Origin of the sequence: Pseudomonas sp. MF6755 (genome assembly GCF_016405635.1) — a bacterium.
Classification (GTDB): Bacteria; Pseudomonadota; Gammaproteobacteria; order Pseudomonadales; family Pseudomonadaceae; genus Aquipseudomonas; species Aquipseudomonas haemolytica.
Genome location: NZ_JAEKDA010000017.1, coordinates 39452 through 59522 on the forward strand (window position 1 = coordinate 39452; position 20071 = coordinate 59522).

Below are 20071 nucleotides of genomic sequence, written 5' to 3' on the forward strand. Positions count from 1 at the left end.
AGTTGAAATGCTGACTGAATATGGGAGGGGGCTTGCCCCCCCCCACATTTTGATTGGTGTTGTCCATAGAATTGCGTCAGGCGCTGACTCTGGCTTCACTGGCCAATCGCGCAATCGCCATGTCCAGTTCATCCAGCGCCGCCATGGCCTTGGCATCATCCTGCTTGAGCAGGGTTTCGGCGCGTTGGCAGGCTGCACGCAGTTGTGGCACGCCGCAGTAGCGCGTGGCGCCGTGCAGGCGGTGCACGCGTTCGATCAGGGCGTGGTTGTCATTGGCTTCACGGGCGAGCGTAATCGCCAGGCGGTCGGCTTCCAGAGAGGCCAGCAGCATGGCAAGCATATCGGCGGCCAGGTCGGCCTTGTTGGCGGCCAGGCGCAGGCCTTCCTCGTGGTCGAGCACCAGCAGTTGCACGCCCTGGGCCAGGCCATCGTTGACGCGCTCCGGGCCTTGGTTGCGCAGGGCCAGGCCGGTCCACTTCAACACCACCTGGGCCAACTGCCGCTCACTGATCGGCTTGGTCAGGTAATCGTCCATGCCGCTTTGCAGCAGGGCACGTTTTTCGTTGGCCATGGCATGGGCCGTGAGGGCGACTACCGGCAGCGGCGTGCCGTGGCGTTCGCTTTCCCACTGGCGGATCGCCTCGGTGCTTTGGCGCCCGTCCATGCCGGGCATTTGCACGTCCATTAATACGAGGTCGAAGGTTTCCTGCTTCACCGCATCGATGGCCGCATAACCGCTTTCCACCGCCTGCACCTTGGCGCCCATGTCTTCCAGCAGGGTTTGCACCAGCAACAGGTTGGCCGGGTTGTCGTCCACACACAGCACTCGCGGCGCACGGCTGGACAGCGGCTCGCCCGGTTCGCTGCGCGAAGGGCGTGGGCTGATCAGGTCGGCCAGTGAGCGGCGCAACTTACGTGTACAGGCGGGTTTGGCCTGCAACTGGCTGTTGGGGTTGGGCACCGATTGGTTGAACAGCATCTGCTCGGTGGTCGGGCACAGCACCAGGACCTTGCAGCCCAGGTGTTCAAGGTCCCACAAATGCTGGTTGAGGCGCTCGGGCGGAATGTCATTGGCGGTGACGCCGAGCACGGCCAGGCTGATCGCCTGTTCGGTCTGGTGCGCACTGGTAATGCCGTTGGTCAGGCTTTCCAGGCTGTTGAACGGTGTGACTTCCAGGCCGCAGTCTTCCAACTGATGTTGCAGGGCCTGGCGCGCCAGTTCGTGGTTCTCCAGCACTGCCACACGGCGCCCCAGCAGCGGCGGGGCGGGCAGGTCTTCAACGTCATCGCGGGTCTTGGGCAGGTTCAGGCTGATCCAGAACTCCGAGCCTTCGCCCGGTGTGCTGTCGACGCCGATTTCGCCGCCCATCTGCTCGATCAAGCGCTTGGAGATCACCAGGCCCAGGCCGGTACCGCCAGGCTGGCGCGACAGCGAGTTGTCGGCCTGGCTGAAGGCCTGAAACAGCGCGCGTACATCCTGGTTGGACAGGCCGATGCCGGTGTCTTGCACACTGATGCGCAACTGCACGCTGTCTTCCTGTTCGTCCTCGATCATCGCCCGGGCAACGATGGTGCCTTCGCGGGTGAACTTGATCGCGTTGCTGATCAGGTTGGTCAGGATCTGCTTGAGGCGCAGAGGGTCACCCACCAACGCCAGCGGCGTGTCGCGGTACACCAGGCTGACCAGTTCGAGCTGCTTGGCATGCGCGGCGGGGGCGAGGATGGTAAGGGTGTCTTGCAGCAAGTCCCGCAGGTTGAAGGGCACGCTGTCGAGTACCAGCTTGCCGGCTTCAATCTTCGAGAAATCGAGGATCTCGTTGATGATGCCCAACAGGTTATCGGCGGACTTTTCGATGGTGCCCAGGTAATCCAGCTGGCGCGGCGACAGTTCGCTTTTTTGCAGCAGGTGGGTAAAACCGAGGATACCGTTGAGCGGCGTGCGGATCTCATGGCTCATGTTGGCCAGGAACTCCGACTTGATGCGGCTGGCCTCCAGGGCCTCCTTGCGTGCCAGGTCCAGCTCGATGTTCTGGATCTCGATGGTTTCCAGGTTCTGGCGCACGTCTTCGGTGGCCTGGTCGATGCTGTGTTGCAGCTCTTCCTGGGCATTTTGCAGGGTTTCGGCCATGCGGTTGATGCCCGACGCGAGCTGGTCCAGTTCCTGGCTACCCAGCAGTGGCAGACGTGTTTCCAGGTTACCGTCCTTGAGCTGGGCCACGGCCTGTTTGATTTTGCCAATGGGCGAGTTGATGCTGCGGCTGATGCGCAGGGCGAGGGCAGCGGTACCCATCAGGCCGATGGCGATCAACAACAGGCTGGCGAACAGGCTGCGGTAGCCGCGCAGCAACATGCCGTTGTGGGACAGCTCCACCTCGACCCAACCCAGCAGGCGGTCAGACTCATCTGGGATGAGGTCGCCCGCCAGGTTGCGATGGCGGCCAAATACCGGCAGCAGGTAGCGAGTGGCGTCGTTGCCGGTGCGTTGCAACAGGTGCGAACTGTTGCCGGTGGGCGGCTGGTTAAGCATGGTCGGGCCGGCGTGGGCCAGGGACGAACGGTCTGGAGCCAGAAATGACACGGCACGCACGTCCGGTTGCTCCAGGGATTGGGTGGCGATGCGCTCCAGCAGGTCGGTGTTCTTGTGGCCCAAGGCGGGCGCTACCAGCGGCGCCAATTGTTCGGCGATCATTTCGCCGCGTTGCAGCAACTGGCTCTGCAACTCCGACAGTTGCATCCAGGTGAAATAGCCTCCCAATAACAGGGCCATCAGGCTGGTCGGTAATAAGGTCAGCAACAGTACGCGGCCTTTTATCCCCATTCTTCTAAGCACGCCACTCTCCTGCTACCACGTTGTTATCAATTATCCACGCAGGCATCCGGCCCGCGCCACCTGCGCAGTGTAGCCATTTGCACGGCCTGGAATCTTGCAAATTAATGACATACCGCAATCTTCGGGCCATTCGGCGCCGGGTGGCGATTGCCTGTAACCATTTAATCTTGAATAATCAGTGATTGAGAATGACTTGCAGACGCTAATGACTCCCGCAACAGTTGGCCTACCCACTATCCTGACCATTGAAGATGACCCTGTCCTGGGGGCCTACGTGCATGAGCAGCTCGGCCGCAGTGGTTTCCAGGTGACGTGGTGCCAGAACGGTCAGCAGGGCCTGCAAATGGCCCGCGACCAGGCGTTCGACCTGGTGTTGATGGACATCCTGTTGCCGGGGTTGGACGGGCTGTCGATTCTCACCCATTTGCGCCAGAGCCATGCCATGCCGGTGATCCTGATGTCGGCGCTCGGCGCCGAAGCCGATCGTATCAGCGGCTTTCGCCTGGGGGCCGATGACTACTTGCCCAAACCGTTCAGCATGGTTGAACTGCGCGTGCGCATTGAAGCGATCCTGCGCCGCGTTGCCCTGGATCGCCGGCCTGAACCGCCGCGCCCAGTGGTGCGAGAGGATGTGCGGGTATTGCATTTCGATGATGAACGCTGTGATGTGGCCTGCCAGGAACAGTGGGCGGGGCTGACGCGCAGCGAATACCGCTTGCTGGAAACCCTGCAGCGCAATGCTGAAGAAGTCCTCAGCAAAGCTTTCCTGTATCAGCACGTGCTGCAGCGCGGTTATGCGCCCCATGACCGCAGCCTCGACATGCACGTCAGCCAGATTCGCCGCAAGCTCAAGGCCATCGGCTATGCCGAGCGCGAAGTACGCACCGTGTGGGGCAAGGGTTATGTGCTGAGCGGTCCTGATGCAGGGCTTTGAGCGATTGCCCGGCAAACACTCGTTGTTCTGGAAGTTGGCCTGCCTGTTGATCGCCTTCTGTTTGCTGATGATTTGGCTCAGTTGGTCGTGGGGCCGCTACATGGAGCAGCAGAGCGCGTACCTGTCGGACAAATCGCGGGAGATTCTCAGTGGTTACGCCGCAGGCGCAGAGCTGGCGTGGAGCACACAAGGCAGCGCCGGCGTGGATGCCTGGCTGCAACTGATGGCCAAGCGTGAAACCACTTGGGTCGGCGTGATCGGTAACGACCTGCAATCCCTCAGCAGCACGCCTCTGAGTGACAAGGAAAGCCAGCGCCTGACCTTTTTGCGCGGGTTGGATTGGCCGGTCAGCCGGCATGTCATAGGTTTACCCTGGATGAAGGTGCCGTTCCCGGTTGACCCTGGCGTGGGATCGCTGGTGATCGAACTGCCGCAGCGCTTTATGCCCGGGCGCTATCAACTGTTCTGGCGGGTGGTCACCAATGGCGTGATCCCGGGCCTGTTTACCCTGTTGCTGTGCATTGGCCTCTATCGGCTGCTGATCATGCCTCTCAATCAATTACGTGAGCAGGCCAATGCCTGGCGTGCGGATCAATTGAATACGCGCATGTCCCGGGATGCGACCAGTCGTCAGGACGAGCTCGGCGAACTGGGGCGTGCCTTTGACCATATGTCCGAACGCTTGCAGGGCACGGTGCGTTTGCAACAGCAGTTGCTGCGCGACATGTCCCATGAATTGCGCACACCTTTGAGCCGCCTGCGGGTGGCCTGCGACAGTGAGCAAGACCCGGCCAGGCTGCGTGAGCGCCTGAGTCGGGAAATCGACGCCATGCAGCGCCTGGTGGAAGACAGCCTGCAACTGGCTTGGCTCGACAGTGAAACAGCGCCGCTGCCCCAGGAAGACATTCAGCTCCAGGCGTTGTGGGACATGTTGCGAGAAAACGCTTGTTTCGAAAGCCACTGGCCGGCGTCGCGCTTGCCGTGCTTATTGCCGGCGGACAGTTGGGTGCGCGGCAACCTGAATGCATTGGCCCAGGCCCTGGAAAATATCTTGCGCAACGCCATACGCCATTCCCCCGACGATGGCTCAGTGCAACTTGACGGGTGTCGAGAGGGGGACTATTGGCATATCTGGCTGGAGGATCAGGGCGGCGGTATTGATGAGCGGGATTTGGAGCGCATCTTTGCGCCCTTTACCCGCTTGGACGGCTCGCGGCCCGGCGATGGTGGTTTCGGCCTGGGGCTGAGCATTGCCCGCAACGCCGTGCAGCGCCAGGGCGGGCGCTTATGGGCGGAAAATACCGGGCAGGGCTTGCGGGTGCATCTGCGCTTGCTGGCGTGTTAACACTCAGCGCCGGCGCAATTTGCGTTTTTTCCACTGGTGCGCAACCCACCAGCGCCAGTACGCCATGGTCAGGCAATAAGCCAACGCCCCCAATACCAACCCCAATACCACCGAACCCAGCAGGAACGGCTGCCACAGCGTGCTCAACTGGCTGCTGATCCATTCCCAGGTCAGGTCGTCGGGCAGGCTGCGCGGCGGTACGTTCATCAACCAGGCGCCGGTCATGTAGGTACAGAGGAACACCACCGGCATGGTGATCGGGTTGGTCAGCCACACCAGGCTCACGGCGATCGGCATATTGCCGCGCACCGCAATGGCCAGGACCGCGGCGAGCAACATCTGGAACGGAATCGGTATAAACGCCGCGAACAACCCCACGGCCATGGCGCGTGCCACTGAGTGCCGGTTCAGGTGCCAGAGGTTCGGGTCATGCAGCAAGGTACCCAAAAACTGTAAGGACTTATGTTCCCTGATATGGGCGGGATCTGGCATGTACCGTTTGAATAAGCGCCGGGGCATAAGGGTTCCAGGTCAGTTTGAGGGGCAAGTATGCCCGGATTCTATAAACAGAAAATTCAGACTTTGTGACAAAACATCATAGGCGCTGTCGGTCGCCCGGCTAAGACTGAGTGGATCACTGAAAAAGGATGATCCATGAAAACAGGGATGTTGGCGTTGGCGCTGGGCTTGCTTGCGTTGCGTTGGTTACCGGCACTGGCGCCTGGCGCTGGGTTACTGGCAATGCTGGTACTGGCCTTGATGTTATTGCCTTTTCGCACCTATCCCTTGGCGTTCTTCCTGGTGGGTTTGAGCTGGGCCTGTATCAGTGCGCAGTGGGCGCTGGATGACCGTTTGCAACCGGCGCTGGACGGGCAAACGCGCTGGGTGGAAGGGCGTGTAATCGGCTTGCCGCAAAAGACCGGCACGGGAGTGCGCTTCGAACTGGCCGACAGTCGGTCGCGCAATGCGCGGCTACCCAAGCGCATCCGCGTGTCTTGGCATGCTGGGCCAGCGGTAAACAGCGGAGAGCGCTGGCGTCTGGCATTGACGCTGAAGCGGCCTGCCGGCTTGCTCAATTTTCATGGCTTCGACTACGAAGCCTGGCTGCTGGCCCAGCGTATCGGCGCCACAGCGACAGTAAAGGACGGTGAGCGCCTGGCGCCGGCCCGCAATGCCTGGCGTGATGCTGTTCGCCAGCGGTTGATGGCTGTGGATGCGCAAGGCCGCGAAGCGGGGCTGGCGGCGTTGGTACTGGGCGATGGCTCCGGGCTTGCGCCTGAAGATTGGCAGGTGCTGCAGGGTACGGGCACGGTGCATCTGCTAGTGATTTCCGGGCAGCACATAGGCTTGTTGGCGGGGTTGCTCTACGGCCTGATCGCTTTGTTGGCCCGCTATGGTTGCTGGCCCCGAACCTGGCCGTGGCTGCCGTGGGCGTGTGGTTTAGCGTTTACCGGGGCGCTGGGTTATGGACTGCTGGCGGGGTTCGGCGTGCCGGTGCAGCGGGCCTGTGTCATGGTGGGCTTGGTATTGCTATGGCGTTTGCGCTTCCGTCATTTGGGTGTCTGGTGGCCGTTGTTGCTTGCGTTGAATGGCGTGCTGGTGCTTGAGCCCTTGGCCAGTTTGCAGCCGGGGTTCTGGTTGTCGTTTGCGGCCGTCGCAGTGCTGGTGCTGGCATTCAGCGGGCGCCTGGGGCCGTGGAGCGTCTGGCAGGCATGGACCCGTCCCCAGTGGTTGATCGCCATTGGCTTGTTTCCCATTTTGCTCGCGCTGGGTTTGCCCATCAGCCTCAGCGCACCCGTGGCCAACCTGTTTGCCGTGCCGTGGATCAGCCTGGTGGTGCTGCCTTTGGCGCTGCTGGGTACATTATTGCTGTGGGTGCCATTGGCCGGCGACGGTTTGCTTTGGTTGGCGGGTGGCGCGCTGGACGGGTTGTTCAAGGGCCTGACGCTGCTCGCTGTGCGACTGCCTGCCTGGATACCGGCCGAGGTGCCTTTGGGCTATTGGCTGGTGAGCCTGGCCGGCGCGGTTATTTTGCTATTGCCCAAGGGGCTGCCGTTTCGGTTGCTGGGTTGGCCCATGCTGTTGTTGGCGGTGTTTCCACCCAGGGAGTCGATACCTCACGGGCAGGTAGACGTGGTGCAGCTGGATGTCGGTCAGGGGCAGGCCCTGATCCTGCGCACTCGCCATCACACCTTGCTCTACGATGCCGGGCCCCGGGCAGGGCCCGTCGACCTGGGCGCACGGGTCGTCTTGCCGGCGTTGAAAAAGCTCGGGGTAGGGCAGTTGGACATGATGTTGCTCAGTCACGCCGACGCCGATCACGCTGGCGGTGCAGCGGCGGTGGCCCGCGGGCTGTCCGTCAAGCGCGTGGTGGGTGGCGAAACCGAGGGCTTGCCACGGTTTCTTGATACCCAGCCCTGTGCCAGTGGCGAGCGGTGGGAATGGGATGGCGTGTCATTTGAACTGTGGCAGTGGGCGGGTGCGATTGATGGCAATCCGAGATCCTGCGTATTGCAGGTCGAGGCCAATGGCGAACGCTTGCTGCTCACCGGCGATATCGATCGCGCCGCCGAACAGGCATTCCTGGCCTCGCCGCTGGCGGTACCCACCGATTGGCTGCAGGCCCCGCACCATGGCAGCCGCAGTTCTTCGTCCTGGCCCTTCCTGCAGCGGCTGGCGCCGACATCGGTGCTGATTTCCCGTGGGCGCAGCAATGCGTACGGCCATCCTCACCCACAGGTAATGGCGCGCTATCAGGCACTGGGCAGCCGGGTTTATGACAGCGCTGAGCAGGGTGCCGTGAGCCTGCGTTTGGGTGCGTTCCAGGCACCTACTGTTGCGCGCAGTCAACGCCGTTTCTGGCGCGAACCGTTACCGTAATCCGGCGTTACCAAAGACTTGGGCCTGCGATAGGCGGGCCTGTAGCCGACGAACCCCGCTGCCGAACCTATATGGTAAAGTGGCGCACTTTTTCGAGGGGGCATTCACTGTGTGGGAATTGGTCAAATCCGGCGGCTGGATGATGTTGCCGATCATTCTGAGCTCCATCGCCGCACTCGGCATCGTTGCCGAACGCCTGTGGACCCTGCGCGCCAGTCGCGTTACCCCCGAGCACCTGCTGGGGCAGGTCTGGGGCTGGATCAAGAACAAGCAGCTCGACAAGCAAAAGCTCAAGGAGCTGCGCGCCAATTCGCCGCTGGGTGAAATCCTCGCTGCCGGCCTGGCCAACTCCAAGCATGGCCGCGAGATCATGAAAGAGTGCATTGAAGAAGCGGCTGCCCGGGTTATCCATGAGCTGGAACGCTACATCAATGCCCTCGGTACTATCGCCGCCATGGCGCCCTTGCTCGGTTTGCTCGGGACGGTGCTGGGCATGATCGATATCTTCAGCTCGTTCATGGGCTCGGGCATGACCACCAACGCGGCGGTATTGGCCGGGGGCATCTCCAAGGCCTTGATCACCACGGCAGCAGGCCTGATGGTGGGTATTCCCTCGGTGTTCTTCCATCGCTTCCTGCAACGTCGCATCGATGAGCTGGTGGTCGGCATGGAGCAGGAAGCCATCAAGCTGGTGGAAGTGGTGCAGGGAGACCGTGACGTGGACCTGGTTGAGGGCAGAGCGTGAAATTTCGCCGCAAGCAACGGGAAAATGTCGATATCAACCTTGCATCGTTGATCGACGTGGTGTTTATCCTGCTGCTGTTTTTTGTCGTGACCACCACCTTCACCCGAGAAACCCAGCTGCGTGTCGACTTGCCTGAAGCGGTGAGCGGTTCGCCTGCCGAAGACCAGCAGGTCAAGCAACTGGATATCGCCATCAGCGCTGATGGCGTGTTCTCGGTGAATAACCAGTTGCTGGCGAAGAATGACCTCGCCAGCCTGATGGAGGCGTTGCAGAAGGAGTCCGGTGGTGACACCCAACTGCCGCTCTCCATCAGCGCTGACGGCAAGACGCAGCATCAAGCCGTGATCACCGCCATGGACGCTGCCGGCAAGCTCGGTTTCAGCCATTTGCGCATGACCACCGTCGAGGCGGCGGGCCCGCCCTGATGGCCATGTCCGATCGTTTGCTCAAGGCCTGGTACGAGGGCCATCCGGCATTGGTATTGTTGCGACCGCTGGAATCCCTGTATCGCCGGGTGGTGCAACGTAAGCGTGACCGCTTCGTGGCGGGCGAGGGCGAGATTTATCAATCGCCGGTGCCGGTGGTGGTGGTCGGTAATATCACCGTTGGAGGTACCGGCAAGACGCCGTTGATCCTGTGGTTGATCGAACACTGCCGGCGCAGCGGTTTGCGCGTGGGCGTGGTCAGCCGTGGCTACGGTGCCAAGCCGCCTCAGTTTCCGTGGCGAGTCGAGGCCAGCAACAGCGCCGAGGTGGCTGGCGACGAACCCTTGCTGATCGTGCAGCGCAGCGGCGTAGCGTTGATGATCGACCCCGACCGCAGCCGTGCGGTAAAGGCCCTGCTTGCCAGCGAACCGCTAGACCTGATCCTTTCCGACGACGGCTTGCAGCATTACCGCCTCGCCCGCGATCTCGAACTGGTACTGATCGATGCCGCCCGCGGCCTGGGCAATCGCCGTTGCCTGCCGGCCGGGCCGTTGCGCGAGCCGGTGGAGCGCCTGCAGAGTGTCGATGCGCTGCTCTATAACGGTGCCGGTTCGGACCGTGAAGATGGCTTTGCCTTCCGCTTGCGGCCCACCGCGCTGGTCAATCTGCACAGCGGCGAGCGCCAGCCGGTCACGCACTTTCCGATGGGCCAGCAGGTGCATGCAGTCGCCGGTATTGGCAATCCACAACGTTTCTTCAATACCCTTGAAACGCTACACTGGCAGCCGATACCCCATGCTTTTGCCGACCACGCGCCCTATAGCGCCGAGGTCTTGGATTTTACGCCGTCATTGCCGCTGGTCATGACCGAAAAGGACGCGGTGAAGTGCCGCGCCTTTGCCCAGCCCGACTGGTGGTACCTTGCGGTGGATGCGGTACCGTCGCCGGCGTTTGTCGCCTGGTTCGACACGCAGCTGATGCGTCTGCTGCCCAACCGTCTCTTGCCTTAAAACGCTTCTTTCCAGGAAACATTCATGGACACCAAACTGCTCGACATCCTCGCTTGCCCGATCTGCAAAGGCCCGCTCAAGCTCAGCGCCGACAAAACCGAGCTGATCAGCAAAGGTGCCGGCCTGGCTTACCCTATCCGTGACGGCATCCCGGTCATGCTCGAAAGCGAAGCCCGTACCCTGACCACCGATGAGCGCCTGGATAAATGACCACCGCCTTTACCGTTGTCATTCCCTCGCGCTATGCCTCGACGCGCCTGCCGGGCAAGCCGCTGCAAATGATCGGCAACAAGCCGATGATTCAGCTGGTGTGGGAACAAGCGTGCAAAAGCAGCGCCGAGCGGGTGGTAGTGGCCACCGATGACCCGCGAATTATCGAGGCGTGCAAAGGTTTTGGTGCCGAAGCGGTACTGACCCGCGAAGACCATAATTCCGGCACCGATCGCCTGGCCGAAGTCGCCACCAAGCTTGGCCTGGCGCCCGACGCTATCGTGGTGAACGTGCAAGGCGACGAGCCGTTGATCCCGCCGGGCGTCATCGACCAGGTCGCCGCCAACCTGGCGGCCCATGGTGAAGCGCGCATGGCGACCTTGGCCGAACCGATCGAAGACATCGAGACGCTGTTCAACCCAAATGTGGTGAAAGTGGTCAGTGACATCAATGGCCTGGCACTGACCTTCAGTCGTTCGACCTTGCCTTGGGCGCGGGATGCCTTTGCCAAGAGTCGCGATATATTGCCGGAGGGTGTGCCGTATCGCCGCCATATCGGCATCTACGCCTATCGGGCCGGCTTCCTGCATGATTTCGTCAGTTGGGGCCCGTGCTGGCTGGAAAACACGGAATCCCTGGAGCAACTGCGTGCCCTGTGGCACGGCGTGCGCATCCATGTAGGCGATGCTCTGGAAGCGCCGCCAGCGGGTGTCGACACCCAGGAAGACCTCGATCGCGTCCGTCGCCTGCTGGGCGCCTGATGGAAGTCCTGTTTGTATGCCTGGGCAATATCTGCCGCTCGCCAACCGCTGAAGGCGTGCTGCGCTATAAGCTGCGCGAAGCAGGCTTGGCCGGCCAGGTTGAGGTGGCGTCTGCCGGCACCGGCGAATGGCATATCGGCAACCCGCCGGACCAGCGCAGCCAACGTGCGGCGCTGGAGCGTGGTTATGACTTGTCGTCCCAGCGTGCCCAGCAGGTCTCCCGCGCCGACTTTGCGCGTTATGACCTGATCCTGGCCATGGACCACAGCAACCTGCGCAACCTCAAGGCCATGCAGCCGGGGCAGGGCAAGGCGGAACTGGATTTGTTCCTGCGTCGCTTTGACGGCGAAGTGGACGAGGTGCCAGACCCATACTATGAAGGTGAGCAAGGTTTCGAACGGGTCCTGGACCTGATCGAGCGCGCCTGTGATTTATTGGTGATCGAATTGAAGGGGCGGTTATGACCTTGCAGGTGCTTGCGCAGGTATCGCTCAAGCCGTTCAACAGCTTCGGCATCGACGTGCGCGCTCAATTATTTGCCGAGGCCCACAGTGATGCGGATGTTCGCGAGGCGCTGGCCTACGCCGCTGCACAGGCGGTGCCGCTGCTGGTGATCGGTGGCGGCAGTAACCTGCTGCTGACCCAGGATGTTGCTGCCCTGGTCGTGCGCATGGCAACCCAAGGTATTCGCGTGCTGCACGATGATGGCGTGCACGTGGTCGTCGAAGCCGAAGCGGGCGAAGCCTGGCATCCGTTTGTACTGTGGAGCCTTGAACACGGCTTCTGCGGCCTGGAAAACCTCAGCCTGATCCCTGGCACGGTCGGTGCGGCGCCGATGCAGAACATTGGTGCCTATGGCGTGGAGATCAAGGATGTGTTTGCCGGCCTCACCGCCCTGGATCGCCAGACCGGCGAGCTGCGGGATTTCAGCCTGGACGAATGCAGGTTTGCTTACCGTGACAGCCTGTTCAAGCATGAAGTCGGGCGTTGGCTGATCCTGAGGGTACGCTTTGCACTCAGCCGCGCCAGCCATCTGAAGCTCGACTATGGCCCGGTGCAACAGCGACTGTCCGCGCAGGGCATCACCGACGCTACACCCAGCGATGTGAGCCGGGCAATTTGCAGCATTCGCCGTGAAAAACTGCCCGACCCGGCGGAGCTGGGCAACGCCGGCAGCTTCTTCAAGAACCCACTGGTATCCCAAGCCCTCGCTGCAGAACTGCAAAGCCAGTATCCGGACCTGGTGGCCTACCCTCAGGCCGATGGGCAATTGAAACTCGCCGCTGGCTGGCTGATCGACAAGGCGGGCTGGAAAGGCTTCCGTGATGGCGATGCGGGCGTGCATAAGCTGCAGGCACTGGTGCTGGTCAACTATGGTGCAGCGACGGGCCGCGAGATTGCCAACCTGGCGCGACGTATCCAGCAGGATATAGCCACGCGCTTCAAGGTAGAGCTGGAAATGGAGCCCAACCAGTACTGACCTTTCATCAGGCCTGAAAATGAAAATGCCCCGTATCTCGCGATACGGGGCATTTTTTATTGCGCTAGCCGATCAGTCGTCGCGGCTCATGATGCCGAAGATCTGCAAAAGGCTGACAAACAGGTTGTAGATCGATACATACAGGCTGACGGTCGCCATGATGTAGTTACGCTCACCACCGTGGATGATGGCGCTGGTCTGGAACAGGATGCACACCGAGGAAAACAGCACAAAACCCGCGCTGATCGCCAGTTGCAGGCCGCTGATCTGGAAGAACATGCTGGCAACCACTGCCGCCAGCAACACGAAGAAGCCTGCAGTGATGAAACCACCCAGGAAGCTCATGTCCTTGCGGCTGATCAGCACGTAGGCCGACAGGCCACCAAATACCAGGGCCGTCATGGCAAACGCCGAACTGACCACTTCCGCACCGCCGGCCATGCCGAGGTAACGGTTGAGGATCGGGCCGAGGATAAAGCCCATGAAGCCGGTCAAGGCAAACGCCGACACCAGGCCCCAGGCCGAGTCGCGCAGCTTGTTGGTCAGGAAGAACAGACCATAGAAGCCGATCAACACGACAAAGATATTCGGGTAACCGACGTGCATCTGCTGGGCCACGTACGCCATTACACCGCTGAATGCGAGGGTAAGGGCGAGCAGGCCGTAGGTGTTGCGCAAGACGCGGCTGACTTCAAGCTGCTCAGCCTGCGCGTTACCATTCACTGCGTAATTCTGTTCGCGCATGGCGACACTCCTTCAGTTTTGAAACGTTCAGTCGCAAAGATCATAACAGACGCCCTGTAACTAGCGATGCAGAGAGTTTGACAGTGTGTTTCATTCGGGTATTATGGCGCCCGCTGACACCGGATGGGCTACTATAATCCTGTGATGCACAAGGGAAATTGGCAGAGTGGTTGAATGCACCGGTCTTGAAAACCGGCGAACGTTAATAGCGTTCCCAGGGTTCGAATCCCTGGTTTCCCGCCAAGATTCACACGAAAGCCCCGCGATTGCGGGGCTTTTGCGTTTCTGGGGTCTGGCTTTGGCTGACTTGTATTTGCTCGGCGTTCCATAACTATTATGGAAGTGTTCCAGAACCTTTTTTATTTTGAAGGCTTCGCTGTGGCGCCGAGACTCCTGTAAACGCGCTTTGCGATCTCCTGGTTACTATGCCCAAGTAGCAGGCTGGCCTCGCCGATATCTACGATCTGAAATCTCGCTGACTAATTTGCCCAGGCTATTTTCCCCTTCCTCTGTACGCACCCGGATGCGACCAGCAGGCCGCCACCGCACGACCTGAAGATGTGCGAGGCTACGGCCTTGCCCTGGCATATCCCGTCGTGGCCCGAGGGCGACTTGCGGACGATCACATCGATGCCGGAAATGCTACATTCCCGCCAAGCCAAATGGGGAGCGACATGAGGATTTTGATACCGGCGGTCGCGGTAGCGTTAGCGATGATGGCAGGGTGCGCTGTATCCAAAAGCGCTGCCCATCATGCCGAACCCGCTTCAGATACTCAGGAGTGCGTGACGTACCGAGCCATGATGACAGCTCCGATGGAACCAAGGGCTCATGAGCGGCTGAGATTGGCTTGCGACATCTCTAGGTCAACGGTGGGCTCGAAATAGCTTGGAAGCGTATTTGAAGCGCCAACTCTCCTGTATCGACATGACAAAGCCCGGCAAATTGCCTCTTTCGTCTTCTGCCTGTCGTCCGCTGCCATGCTAGGGCTTGGTGTGCTGCTTGCCAGTTACGAATGGCTGTTCAACGCGGTGAAGTTCATCGGTGCCGGTTATTTGTTCTATCTCTGATCCTTACCTCGATCTTCATGGCATTGTCGATGTCATCTCTAAGCATATATGCCGCGCTCGCCTCCCGAGCTAAGGAGCTTGTAGCTCCACCAGCGAAACGTTCAAGGCAAGAAAAAGCCATCACTCCTGCCACTATCAGAACTTCAGGAGTACCCGATGCAACCTCTACTCCTTCATTTATTTGCGGCAACCCGCTCACCGACTCCGCTTCCTAAGACCGCTTTGGTGAGCTAAATCGTGCAGGTCCGGGATGATTAAAATGTTCTCCAAAGGTATGACCTGGGTCATACCCCGATTTCGGCAGTCTGCTAGCGTATCCGGCCGCTGAAGCGCTCAGGGAGGATCAGTTCGGCCTACACACCATATTGATGACTGGAGCATTCACGGTGAAGAGCTGGCACTGCATAATTGGTATCTTGGTGGTTACTACACTAACGCTGCTGATTGAAATACCTATTGATACTTGGCTTACATCGGCAACTCTCAGCCTGATACTTGGAACTTGCGCGTTGGTCTATATGGCTGCTTCCTGCCTGATGGCCAGTCGCTGGGGTGTAATTGAGAGTCTATTCGGCGGCCTGGACCGGGTCTATGAATCGCACAAATGGCTAGGCATCTGGGCACTCGTATTTGCCACTTATCACTTTGTGTTCAAGGCAAATCTGGACGTTTGGAACAGCGTCCCTATCCTGGAGTTGCCAAAATATTGGACACGACTAGTGCGCCAGTTGAGCTATGTAGCTTTAGGCCTCATCGTATTACTTGCGCTGAATCGCAATATTCCTTACAGCTTATGGCGGTGGTGGCACAAGCTCTCGGGACCCTTGTTTCTTGTCGTGATCTTGCATTGGCTTAGCTTCAAATCGCCGATCACTTTGTTCAGCCCCTCAGGTATCTGGTTGGCGCTGTCCTGCGGGCTGGGTGTGTTAGCGGCCCTCTACAAACTGATTTTTTACCCATTTCTCGCACGTGCTGGTGAGTACAAGGTGACAGCAGTCAATAGGGAAAATAGGGCGCTGCATTTGACGCTGGAACCAACCCATAAGGGGTTTGAATTCAGCGCTGGGCAGTTTGCTTTTCTGGCAATGCAGCAAAAAGGCTTGCGTGAGCCTCACCCGTTCACAATAGCGAGTGCTGGCGGTCAAAATGGGCAGGTTGAGTTCATAATCAGAGGGCTTGGGGATTACACCAAAAAGCTGTGTGAGTGCGCGAAAGTCGGAATGCTGGCCACTCTATACGCCCCTTATGGGAAATTTAAACGGGCCTCTCAGGCCGAGCGGGAAATTTGGATCGGCGCAGGTGTAGGGATTTCCCCCTTCATTTCCTGGTTGCAAGATCCGAATGGCAAAGACTTCGAAAAGGTAACCTTGGTCTATTGCTTCACGCCCTCGCGCGCCTTTCCACCTTCCGAAGAGTTGGAAAGCATGACCGCAAAGCGTGGCGCGCAATTTGTTCGTAATACAGGTGGCACTGAGCAGTTGGCTGAAACCTTGCGTGAGGCGGTCGCTCAAACCGAGCCCCACCAGATTCATGTAAGTTTTTGCGGCCCGAAAGGCCTACTGCACAAGGTGTATGAACTTATGGCAATCAATCGGATTCCGAAAGCTAATCTTCACTTCGAGCTTTTCGAGTTTCGTTGATTCGATAAAGTGCCTAATACAACTCACGTTACTTGGCTTTTCCGCCCACATTCACACGAAAGCCCCGCGGTTGCGGGGCTTTTGCGTTTCTGGGGTATGGTTATGCCGGGCTATTAATGGCTGACCATTTCCGCATCATTTCGGGCAGTTGCCGCAACGAGTTGCGCGAAGCGGTCATCTGGTCGGTTGAACGATCTCGCCAACACGTCGATAAACCGTCTCGGTTAAGGTACCAGCATTCGCATCAGGTCACAGGATCGGTGACCTTCATTGCTCTGAGCCTATTCTTGGCAAGTTGTGAGATGGGTTTCTCTATCAACGTGAAACTTGCCCACGAAACCGCAGCAATCGTTACCGTAATCAGTACGAAGGTTGTCCACGTAGCCAGGCCAGCTACCTGCTGAAACCTGAGCCCAAAGCAAATTACAAGCACGTGGCATAGGTAGGTCGAATAGGACCAGTCACCGAGTTTTGATAGGAAACCTATTCGACTGAACAGACGTTCCTGAGAGATCGCAGCTATCAGTATCATGGCGCAAGGTAAGCCGTTACCATAAGGGTCGTGATTGATTGGGGAGTTTACTGAGATTCTCCAGAACGCTACGGCGATCATAGACACGGCTACCACTAAAGGAATACGTGTTACATACCCTTTCTGGTAAAGCAGGGCGATACCTATGCCAAAAAGAAACTCATAGACGATTCGGTTTTTGAAGAAAATGAAGTCTCCACCCAAGGCAGGCAGGAAAGCTTGCATTAGCAATACCCCCGCGACGATTGCAACAACTCTTAATCGCACTGGAAGGTAAAGGGCCAAAAAGAATATGACGTAAAATGCCATTTCGTAATTTAGGGTCCATCCCATGGTGACCACCGGATACAGGCCGATTCCCGAGGGGTTTTGTGCGGGTATGAAAAATAAACTCTTTAGTAGAAATACCGGTTCGTACATTGTTAGGGGCACTATGCCTGGCACAATTAATAATGTAGCGACGGTGGCCAATGTAAATGACCAGTAGGCTGGGGCAATACGCGCCAGTCGATGTAAGGCAAAAATGCCGGGCGATTGGTGTTTTTGTGATGCGGACAGATATATTACAAATCCACTAATTACGAAAAATAAATCGACGCCTACAGCACCGTATTTATATAGCGCTACGGAAACTGGATCTGTAAGTGAGAATTTGAATGCGACCTGCATGTAGTGATGAAAGACCACAATCCATGCGGCCAAAGCTCTTAAAGTCTGTATTGAGTTGAGCATGAATGCAGCCGTCTAAAAAAATTGAGTATACCCAAATCTTTGCTATTGGACGGCTATCACATAGGTCAGACCTTCGTATCAGTGATTTTCCGTAGTTCGCCGATCAATCGCTGATTTCCCCTGAACACGTGTTCGCGCTGGTCCGTCAGTATGTCCACGGATCTGTAATTGAGCGTGCCAGAAGGCTCGGCACTCACGGATTACAAGCGCTCCAGCGCCGCCTTGAGTTCCTTTGCCGAAATGGCCTTGTCGAGCGATTGTACAAAAGCCCCGCGATTGCGGGGCTCTTGCGTTTCTGGGGTTTGGTTATGCCAGGCTATTTAGGCAGTGGGTCTAACCCGGAAAGCCAGGAACACTGGGCCGAATGGGAAGGTGCTGACTTCCAGCTCATCTAGTGGGTTAAGCGTGCGCGTGCGGCCACCAGCGTTGCTGTAGATCATGTGGCTGCTCGATACGGCGATGTTGATCTTGCCGGCGGCCGCCTGGATTAGAGTCACCTTGAACCCTTCAGTCACGTCATCACCAATTGTGAGCGTGACGTCTGTATCGCTGATGACCAGGATCGACTTGCCAGAGTCCGCCATGGTCAGTGGTCTGCTGCCGGTGATAGAGACGTTGGGGTGCACGTGTCCACCGGCGTGGTAGCTGACCATCCTGGGGTCGGCAAAGACCCGGGCGAAAGAGCCGACATAATTCACACTGGCGCGCATGTCATCAAATTGCTCGACCACATAAGTACCGATGCTGCCGGAGACTTCCCCGTTGGGATCCAGAACCCATTTGCGTCCAACCATCAGCCCGATCTGGGTGTTGGCACGTACCCCTGCACGCATTTCTTCGAGAAACAGCTGACTGATCTGACCACCGCCTTTACCCTGGACATAGGTAAACCGTGCAATGGAGTGGCTGTCTCCAGTAGGGCTACCCTGGGAGGTGTCGACCGTGTAGTCGACAAAGTCTGCCGAGACGGTGGTGGTCGTTGTGTTGGCGTTTGGCGCCCAGGTGAAGTCCAAGACCCTGCCGGTTTTGACCTGCTCTAGGGAAGTGGTGGTCTGTGAGGTAGTCGTAGAGCCTGACTGCTTCAAATCATCGTTCATGATACTCATCCGTAAGTGAAGTGCGTATTTGAGTGCGGGTCGAAATGCCCCGAAGCGTATGACCGCCGTCATAACGCCACTATCTTTATCTGCGGCCATAATCCCGGGAGGGCTACCGCCTGGTTTCAGACTCCTGGGATAGGTGAATATCGAAACTTCCAAGGTGGTGTCCTGTCCGAGCTTTCATACCTGCTTTTAAGTTCAGCCTGCGAAGAAGCGGATGAGAAGTCACCAAGATGGAGTAATTCGAATGAAAATAGTGAGCCTTTCAACTCTGGCGGGTGCCTCCCTGATGCTGGTGGTTGGAGGCGCTTGCGCTGAGCAGTATCTACCTGAGATTGCCAGCAAAGCGCCTTACAAAAAAGCCTACGCAGAGATGCTCAGTTATCCAACCTGGGTCAGCAAAGCTCAGGGCACAGCCTCGCCAGTCGAGAAGGTTTCGGCTGAGGGCAAGAGTTTCACGGTAGGCCATATGTGCAAGCCGCATGATTGTGCAGACAACCAGCTAATCGTGGTCTTTAACGCAGATGGAACGAAGTCCTGGGGGTTGCTCGCGACTCGTCCAGCGGATGGAGAGGCGTTCAGTAAGCAATTACTCGGTAATCCCGACAGTGTGGTCCAGGGGCTATTGAACAAGTCGTTTTCTGATAACAATCCCGAAGATTGATGAGCGTGTAGCGACATGCAGGTGTTTCGTAATGGCGCCAATCCGATTGGGGGTGATCCGGCAAGCCATCCTGGTGAATCTGCTTGACCCCAAGCTGTCGATCTTTTTCTTGGCCTTCCTGCCACCATTCATCGGTCACAGCGAGGAGCATCCCACACTGCTCAAGCTGCAACTCTCAATCATCTTCATGGCAATGACGTTCGTGGTGTTCACAGGCTAAGGAGTGTTTGCGGCGGGCGCTCGCGGCCGCATTCGTCTCTTGGGATGGCGGCTGCAACCGATAGCGTGGGGAAGGCAAGCAACATAACGAATATAAAGGTGCGTCCGTTCCTTTGATATCTCCTGAAAAGCTATAAAGTCGTCGGTTTCAATAGCGTCGACCGACTGGATTCAGCAGTTGAACACCGGCGCATAACGCTCTTCGCGCTTTTTGAAGTGAATAGGCGCCATGGGGATTTTTTCACCGTTGACGAAGATATCCGGAAAAGTCAGCGTGAAGTCGTCCATTTCGCCGTTACCCAAGGGCGTGCCCTTACTGTAGGGCGTGGATATTTTCTTGGGGTCGAACCCAGTTTTTAACTGCGCAATACTAACTTGATAAGTTTGACCTGAAGCCAGTTTCACGGTCACCTCAGGCGAGGCCGCACTCACCCAAAGCGACGTGGCGGCGTTGCCCGGATGCGGTTTATACAGCCGGCCGAACAGGCGAAGTTCCGTGTCGGATGTCTTCACATTACCTGGCCAACTCGGTGTACCCGACGGGGCCACATACACCAGCACGTGAACCCAGTTAAGCTCCTCGGACAGTGGCGTAAAACTCATTGCAGCGTGTGCACCCGGGCAAGTTCGTGAGAGTAGGGCGTTCTGGCCAGCCGGCGATTCCGGGTGCAGATAGGGCTCCGTACTGCACCCCGCGGCTAGTGCCAATAGAGAACACAGGAGGTACTTGTTCATCACGCATTTTCCTTT

19 protein-coding genes, 1 tRNA gene and 2 pseudogenes are annotated in these 20071 nt (G+C 58.3%); 16 read left to right on the forward strand and 6 right to left on the reverse strand.

Annotated features, from left to right (window positions below):
• Positions 1–76: 76 nt before the first annotated feature.
• On the reverse strand, positions 77–2830 hold the full coding sequence (locus tag JFT66_RS22360; protein ID WP_034120208.1) for a response regulator: 2754 nt from the start codon (positions 2828–2830) through the stop codon (positions 77–79).
• A gap of 205 nt (positions 2831–3035) precedes the next feature.
• On the opposite strand from JFT66_RS22360, the gene JFT66_RS22365 reads away from it, so the two are divergent.
• Together JFT66_RS22365 and JFT66_RS22370 are read left to right on the forward strand one after the other, a co-directional pair.
• Entirely contained in the window at positions 3036–3764 is a 729-nt protein-coding gene (locus JFT66_RS22365; protein ID WP_198860168.1) for a response regulator transcription factor, read from the forward strand.
• Positions 3751–5109: a histidine kinase sensor domain-containing protein gene (locus JFT66_RS22370; RefSeq protein ID WP_198860169.1), complete on the forward strand. Its 1359-nt coding sequence runs from the start codon at positions 3751–3753 to the stop codon at positions 5107–5109. The genes JFT66_RS22365 and JFT66_RS22370 overlap by 14 nt, the downstream gene beginning before the upstream one ends.
• 3 nt (positions 5110–5112) lie before the next feature.
• Here JFT66_RS22370 and JFT66_RS22375 read toward each other — a convergent pair whose 3' ends face one another.
• Positions 5113–5628 carry a DUF2062 domain-containing protein gene (locus tag JFT66_RS22375; RefSeq protein WP_034120205.1) on the reverse strand — a complete coding sequence of 172 codons (516 nt, stop codon included), beginning with the start codon at positions 5626–5628 and terminating at the stop codon, positions 5113–5115.
• A gap of 147 nt (positions 5629–5775) precedes the next feature.
• Between JFT66_RS22375 and JFT66_RS22380 the strand changes: the two genes are divergently transcribed.
• The 8 genes from JFT66_RS22380 (at position 5776) to murB (ending at position 12620) form a co-directional block, all read left to right on the forward strand.
• Positions 5776–7989 carry a DNA internalization-related competence protein ComEC/Rec2 gene (locus JFT66_RS22380; protein WP_198860217.1) on the forward strand — a complete coding sequence of 738 codons (2214 nt, stop codon included), beginning with the start codon at positions 5776–5778 and terminating at the stop codon, positions 7987–7989.
• A 109-nt stretch (positions 7990–8098) separates the two neighbouring features.
• Positions 8099–8734: a MotA/TolQ/ExbB proton channel family protein gene (locus JFT66_RS22385; RefSeq protein WP_034120356.1), complete on the forward strand. Its 636-nt coding sequence runs from the start codon at positions 8099–8101 to the stop codon at positions 8732–8734.
• Positions 8731–9159 carry an ExbD/TolR family protein gene (locus JFT66_RS22390; RefSeq protein WP_034120201.1) on the forward strand — a complete coding sequence of 143 codons (429 nt, stop codon included), beginning with the start codon at positions 8731–8733 and terminating at the stop codon, positions 9157–9159. The genes JFT66_RS22385 and JFT66_RS22390 overlap by 4 nt, the downstream gene beginning before the upstream one ends.
• A complete protein-coding gene (lpxK, locus tag JFT66_RS22395; RefSeq protein ID WP_198860170.1) occupies positions 9159–10169 on the forward strand; it encodes a tetraacyldisaccharide 4'-kinase in 1011 nt (336 codons plus the stop codon). Before JFT66_RS22390 ends, lpxK begins: the two co-directional genes overlap by 1 nt.
• Before the next feature lie 24 nt (positions 10170–10193).
• Complete coding sequence (locus tag JFT66_RS22400) at positions 10194–10379, forward strand: Trm112 family protein (RefSeq protein ID WP_003174668.1); 186 nt, start codon at positions 10194–10196, stop codon at positions 10377–10379.
• On the forward strand, positions 10376–11140 hold the full coding sequence (gene kdsB, locus JFT66_RS22405; protein WP_198860171.1) for a 3-deoxy-manno-octulosonate cytidylyltransferase: 765 nt from the start codon (positions 10376–10378) through the stop codon (positions 11138–11140). The genes JFT66_RS22400 and kdsB overlap by 4 nt, the downstream gene beginning before the upstream one ends.
• Positions 11140–11604, forward strand: a complete 465-nt coding sequence (locus tag JFT66_RS22410) for a low molecular weight protein-tyrosine-phosphatase (protein ID WP_034120194.1) — start codon at positions 11140–11142, stop codon at positions 11602–11604. Before kdsB ends, JFT66_RS22410 begins: the two co-directional genes overlap by 1 nt.
• Entirely contained in the window at positions 11601–12620 is a 1020-nt protein-coding gene (gene murB / locus JFT66_RS22415; RefSeq protein ID WP_198860172.1) for a UDP-N-acetylmuramate dehydrogenase, read from the forward strand. The genes JFT66_RS22410 and murB overlap by 4 nt, the downstream gene beginning before the upstream one ends.
• Positions 12621–12692: 72 nt before the next feature.
• On the opposite strand, the gene JFT66_RS22420 is transcribed toward murB, so the two are convergent.
• The gene (locus JFT66_RS22420; RefSeq protein ID WP_198860173.1) at positions 12693–13364 is read right to left on the reverse strand and encodes a Bax inhibitor-1/YccA family protein; all 672 of its coding nucleotides are present in this window, start codon (positions 13362–13364) and stop codon (positions 12693–12695) included.
• 152 nt (positions 13365–13516) lie between these two features.
• On the opposite strand from JFT66_RS22420, the gene JFT66_RS22425 reads away from it, so the two are divergent.
• The 4 genes and pseudogenes from JFT66_RS22425 to JFT66_RS22430 all read left to right on the forward strand — a co-directional run bounded on the left by JFT66_RS22425 (position 13517) and on the right by JFT66_RS22430 (position 16074).
• Positions 13517–13607: transfer RNA gene (locus JFT66_RS22425), tRNA-Ser, on the forward strand.
• A gap of 270 nt (positions 13608–13877) precedes the next feature.
• A pseudogene (locus JFT66_RS29895) lies at positions 13878–13991 on the forward strand (phage tail protein); the annotation flags it as partial.
• Positions 13992–14311: 320 nt separating this feature from the next.
• Positions 14312–14529 (forward strand): annotated as a pseudogene (locus JFT66_RS29900) (hypothetical protein); the annotation flags it as partial.
• Between the two features lie 291 nt (positions 14530–14820).
• Positions 14821–16074 carry a ferric reductase-like transmembrane domain-containing protein gene (locus JFT66_RS22430; protein ID WP_034117661.1) on the forward strand — a complete coding sequence of 418 codons (1254 nt, stop codon included), beginning with the start codon at positions 14821–14823 and terminating at the stop codon, positions 16072–16074.
• Positions 16075–16318: 244 nt separating this feature from the next.
• Here JFT66_RS22430 and JFT66_RS22435 read toward each other — a convergent pair whose 3' ends face one another.
• Together JFT66_RS22435 and JFT66_RS22440 are read right to left on the reverse strand one after the other, a co-directional pair.
• Positions 16319–17338, reverse strand: a complete 1020-nt coding sequence (locus JFT66_RS22435; RefSeq protein WP_153839322.1) for an acyltransferase family protein — start codon at positions 17336–17338, stop codon at positions 16319–16321.
• 320 nt (positions 17339–17658) lie between these two features.
• Positions 17659–18435: a hypothetical protein gene (locus JFT66_RS22440; protein ID WP_233097174.1), complete on the reverse strand. Its 777-nt coding sequence runs from the start codon at positions 18433–18435 to the stop codon at positions 17659–17661.
• A gap of 250 nt (positions 18436–18685) precedes the next feature.
• Between JFT66_RS22440 and JFT66_RS22445 the strand changes: the two genes are divergently transcribed.
• Both JFT66_RS22445 and JFT66_RS22450 read left to right on the forward strand, forming a co-directional pair.
• Positions 18686–19102: an Ivy family c-type lysozyme inhibitor gene (locus JFT66_RS22445; protein WP_153839323.1), complete on the forward strand. Its 417-nt coding sequence runs from the start codon at positions 18686–18688 to the stop codon at positions 19100–19102.
• Between the two features lie 31 nt (positions 19103–19133).
• Positions 19134–19322, forward strand: a complete 189-nt coding sequence (locus JFT66_RS22450) for a LysE family transporter (protein ID WP_198860175.1) — start codon at positions 19134–19136, stop codon at positions 19320–19322.
• A 170-nt stretch (positions 19323–19492) separates the two neighbouring features.
• Here JFT66_RS22450 and JFT66_RS22455 read toward each other — a convergent pair whose 3' ends face one another.
• Positions 19493–20056, reverse strand: coding sequence for a hypothetical protein (locus tag JFT66_RS22455; RefSeq protein WP_198860176.1), 564 nt, complete (start codon positions 20054–20056; stop codon positions 19493–19495).
• Positions 20057–20071: the final 15 nt, after the last annotated feature.

Excerpts from the sequence above, each read along its gene's own strand:
- JFT66_RS22365 (WP_198860168.1), top strand. The coding sequence starts at position 3,036 with ATGACTCCCGCAACAGTTGGCCTACCCACTATCCTGACCATTGAAGAT.
- JFT66_RS22370 (WP_198860169.1), top strand. The coding sequence starts at position 3,751 with ATGCAGGGCTTTGAGCGATTGCCCGGCAAACACTCGTTGTTCTGGAAG.
- JFT66_RS22375 (WP_034120205.1), bottom strand. The coding sequence starts at position 5,628 with ATGCCCCGGCGCTTATTCAAACGGTACATGCCAGATCCCGCCCATATC.
- JFT66_RS22380 (WP_198860217.1), top strand. The coding sequence starts at position 5,776 with ATGTTGGCGTTGGCGCTGGGCTTGCTTGCGTTGCGTTGGTTACCGGCA.
- lpxK (WP_198860170.1), top strand. The coding sequence starts at position 9,159 with ATGGCCATGTCCGATCGTTTGCTCAAGGCCTGGTACGAGGGCCATCCG.
- JFT66_RS22400 (WP_003174668.1), top strand. The coding sequence starts at position 10,194 with ATGGACACCAAACTGCTCGACATCCTCGCTTGCCCGATCTGCAAAGGC.
- kdsB (WP_198860171.1), top strand. The coding sequence starts at position 10,376 with ATGACCACCGCCTTTACCGTTGTCATTCCCTCGCGCTATGCCTCGACG.
- JFT66_RS22410 (WP_034120194.1), top strand. The coding sequence starts at position 11,140 with ATGGAAGTCCTGTTTGTATGCCTGGGCAATATCTGCCGCTCGCCAACC.
- murB (WP_198860172.1), top strand. The coding sequence starts at position 11,601 with ATGACCTTGCAGGTGCTTGCGCAGGTATCGCTCAAGCCGTTCAACAGC.
- JFT66_RS22420 (WP_198860173.1), bottom strand. The coding sequence starts at position 13,364 with ATGCGCGAACAGAATTACGCAGTGAATGGTAACGCGCAGGCTGAGCAG.
- JFT66_RS22435 (WP_153839322.1), bottom strand. The coding sequence starts at position 17,338 with ATGCTCAACTCAATACAGACTTTAAGAGCTTTGGCCGCATGGATTGTG.
- JFT66_RS22440 (WP_233097174.1), bottom strand. The coding sequence starts at position 18,435 with ATGAACGATGATTTGAAGCAGTCAGGCTCTACGACTACCTCACAGACC.
- JFT66_RS22445 (WP_153839323.1), top strand. The coding sequence starts at position 18,686 with ATGAAAATAGTGAGCCTTTCAACTCTGGCGGGTGCCTCCCTGATGCTG.
- JFT66_RS22450 (WP_198860175.1), top strand. The coding sequence starts at position 19,134 with ATGGCGCCAATCCGATTGGGGGTGATCCGGCAAGCCATCCTGGTGAAT.
- JFT66_RS22455 (WP_198860176.1), bottom strand. The coding sequence starts at position 20,056 with ATGAACAAGTACCTCCTGTGTTCTCTATTGGCACTAGCCGCGGGGTGC.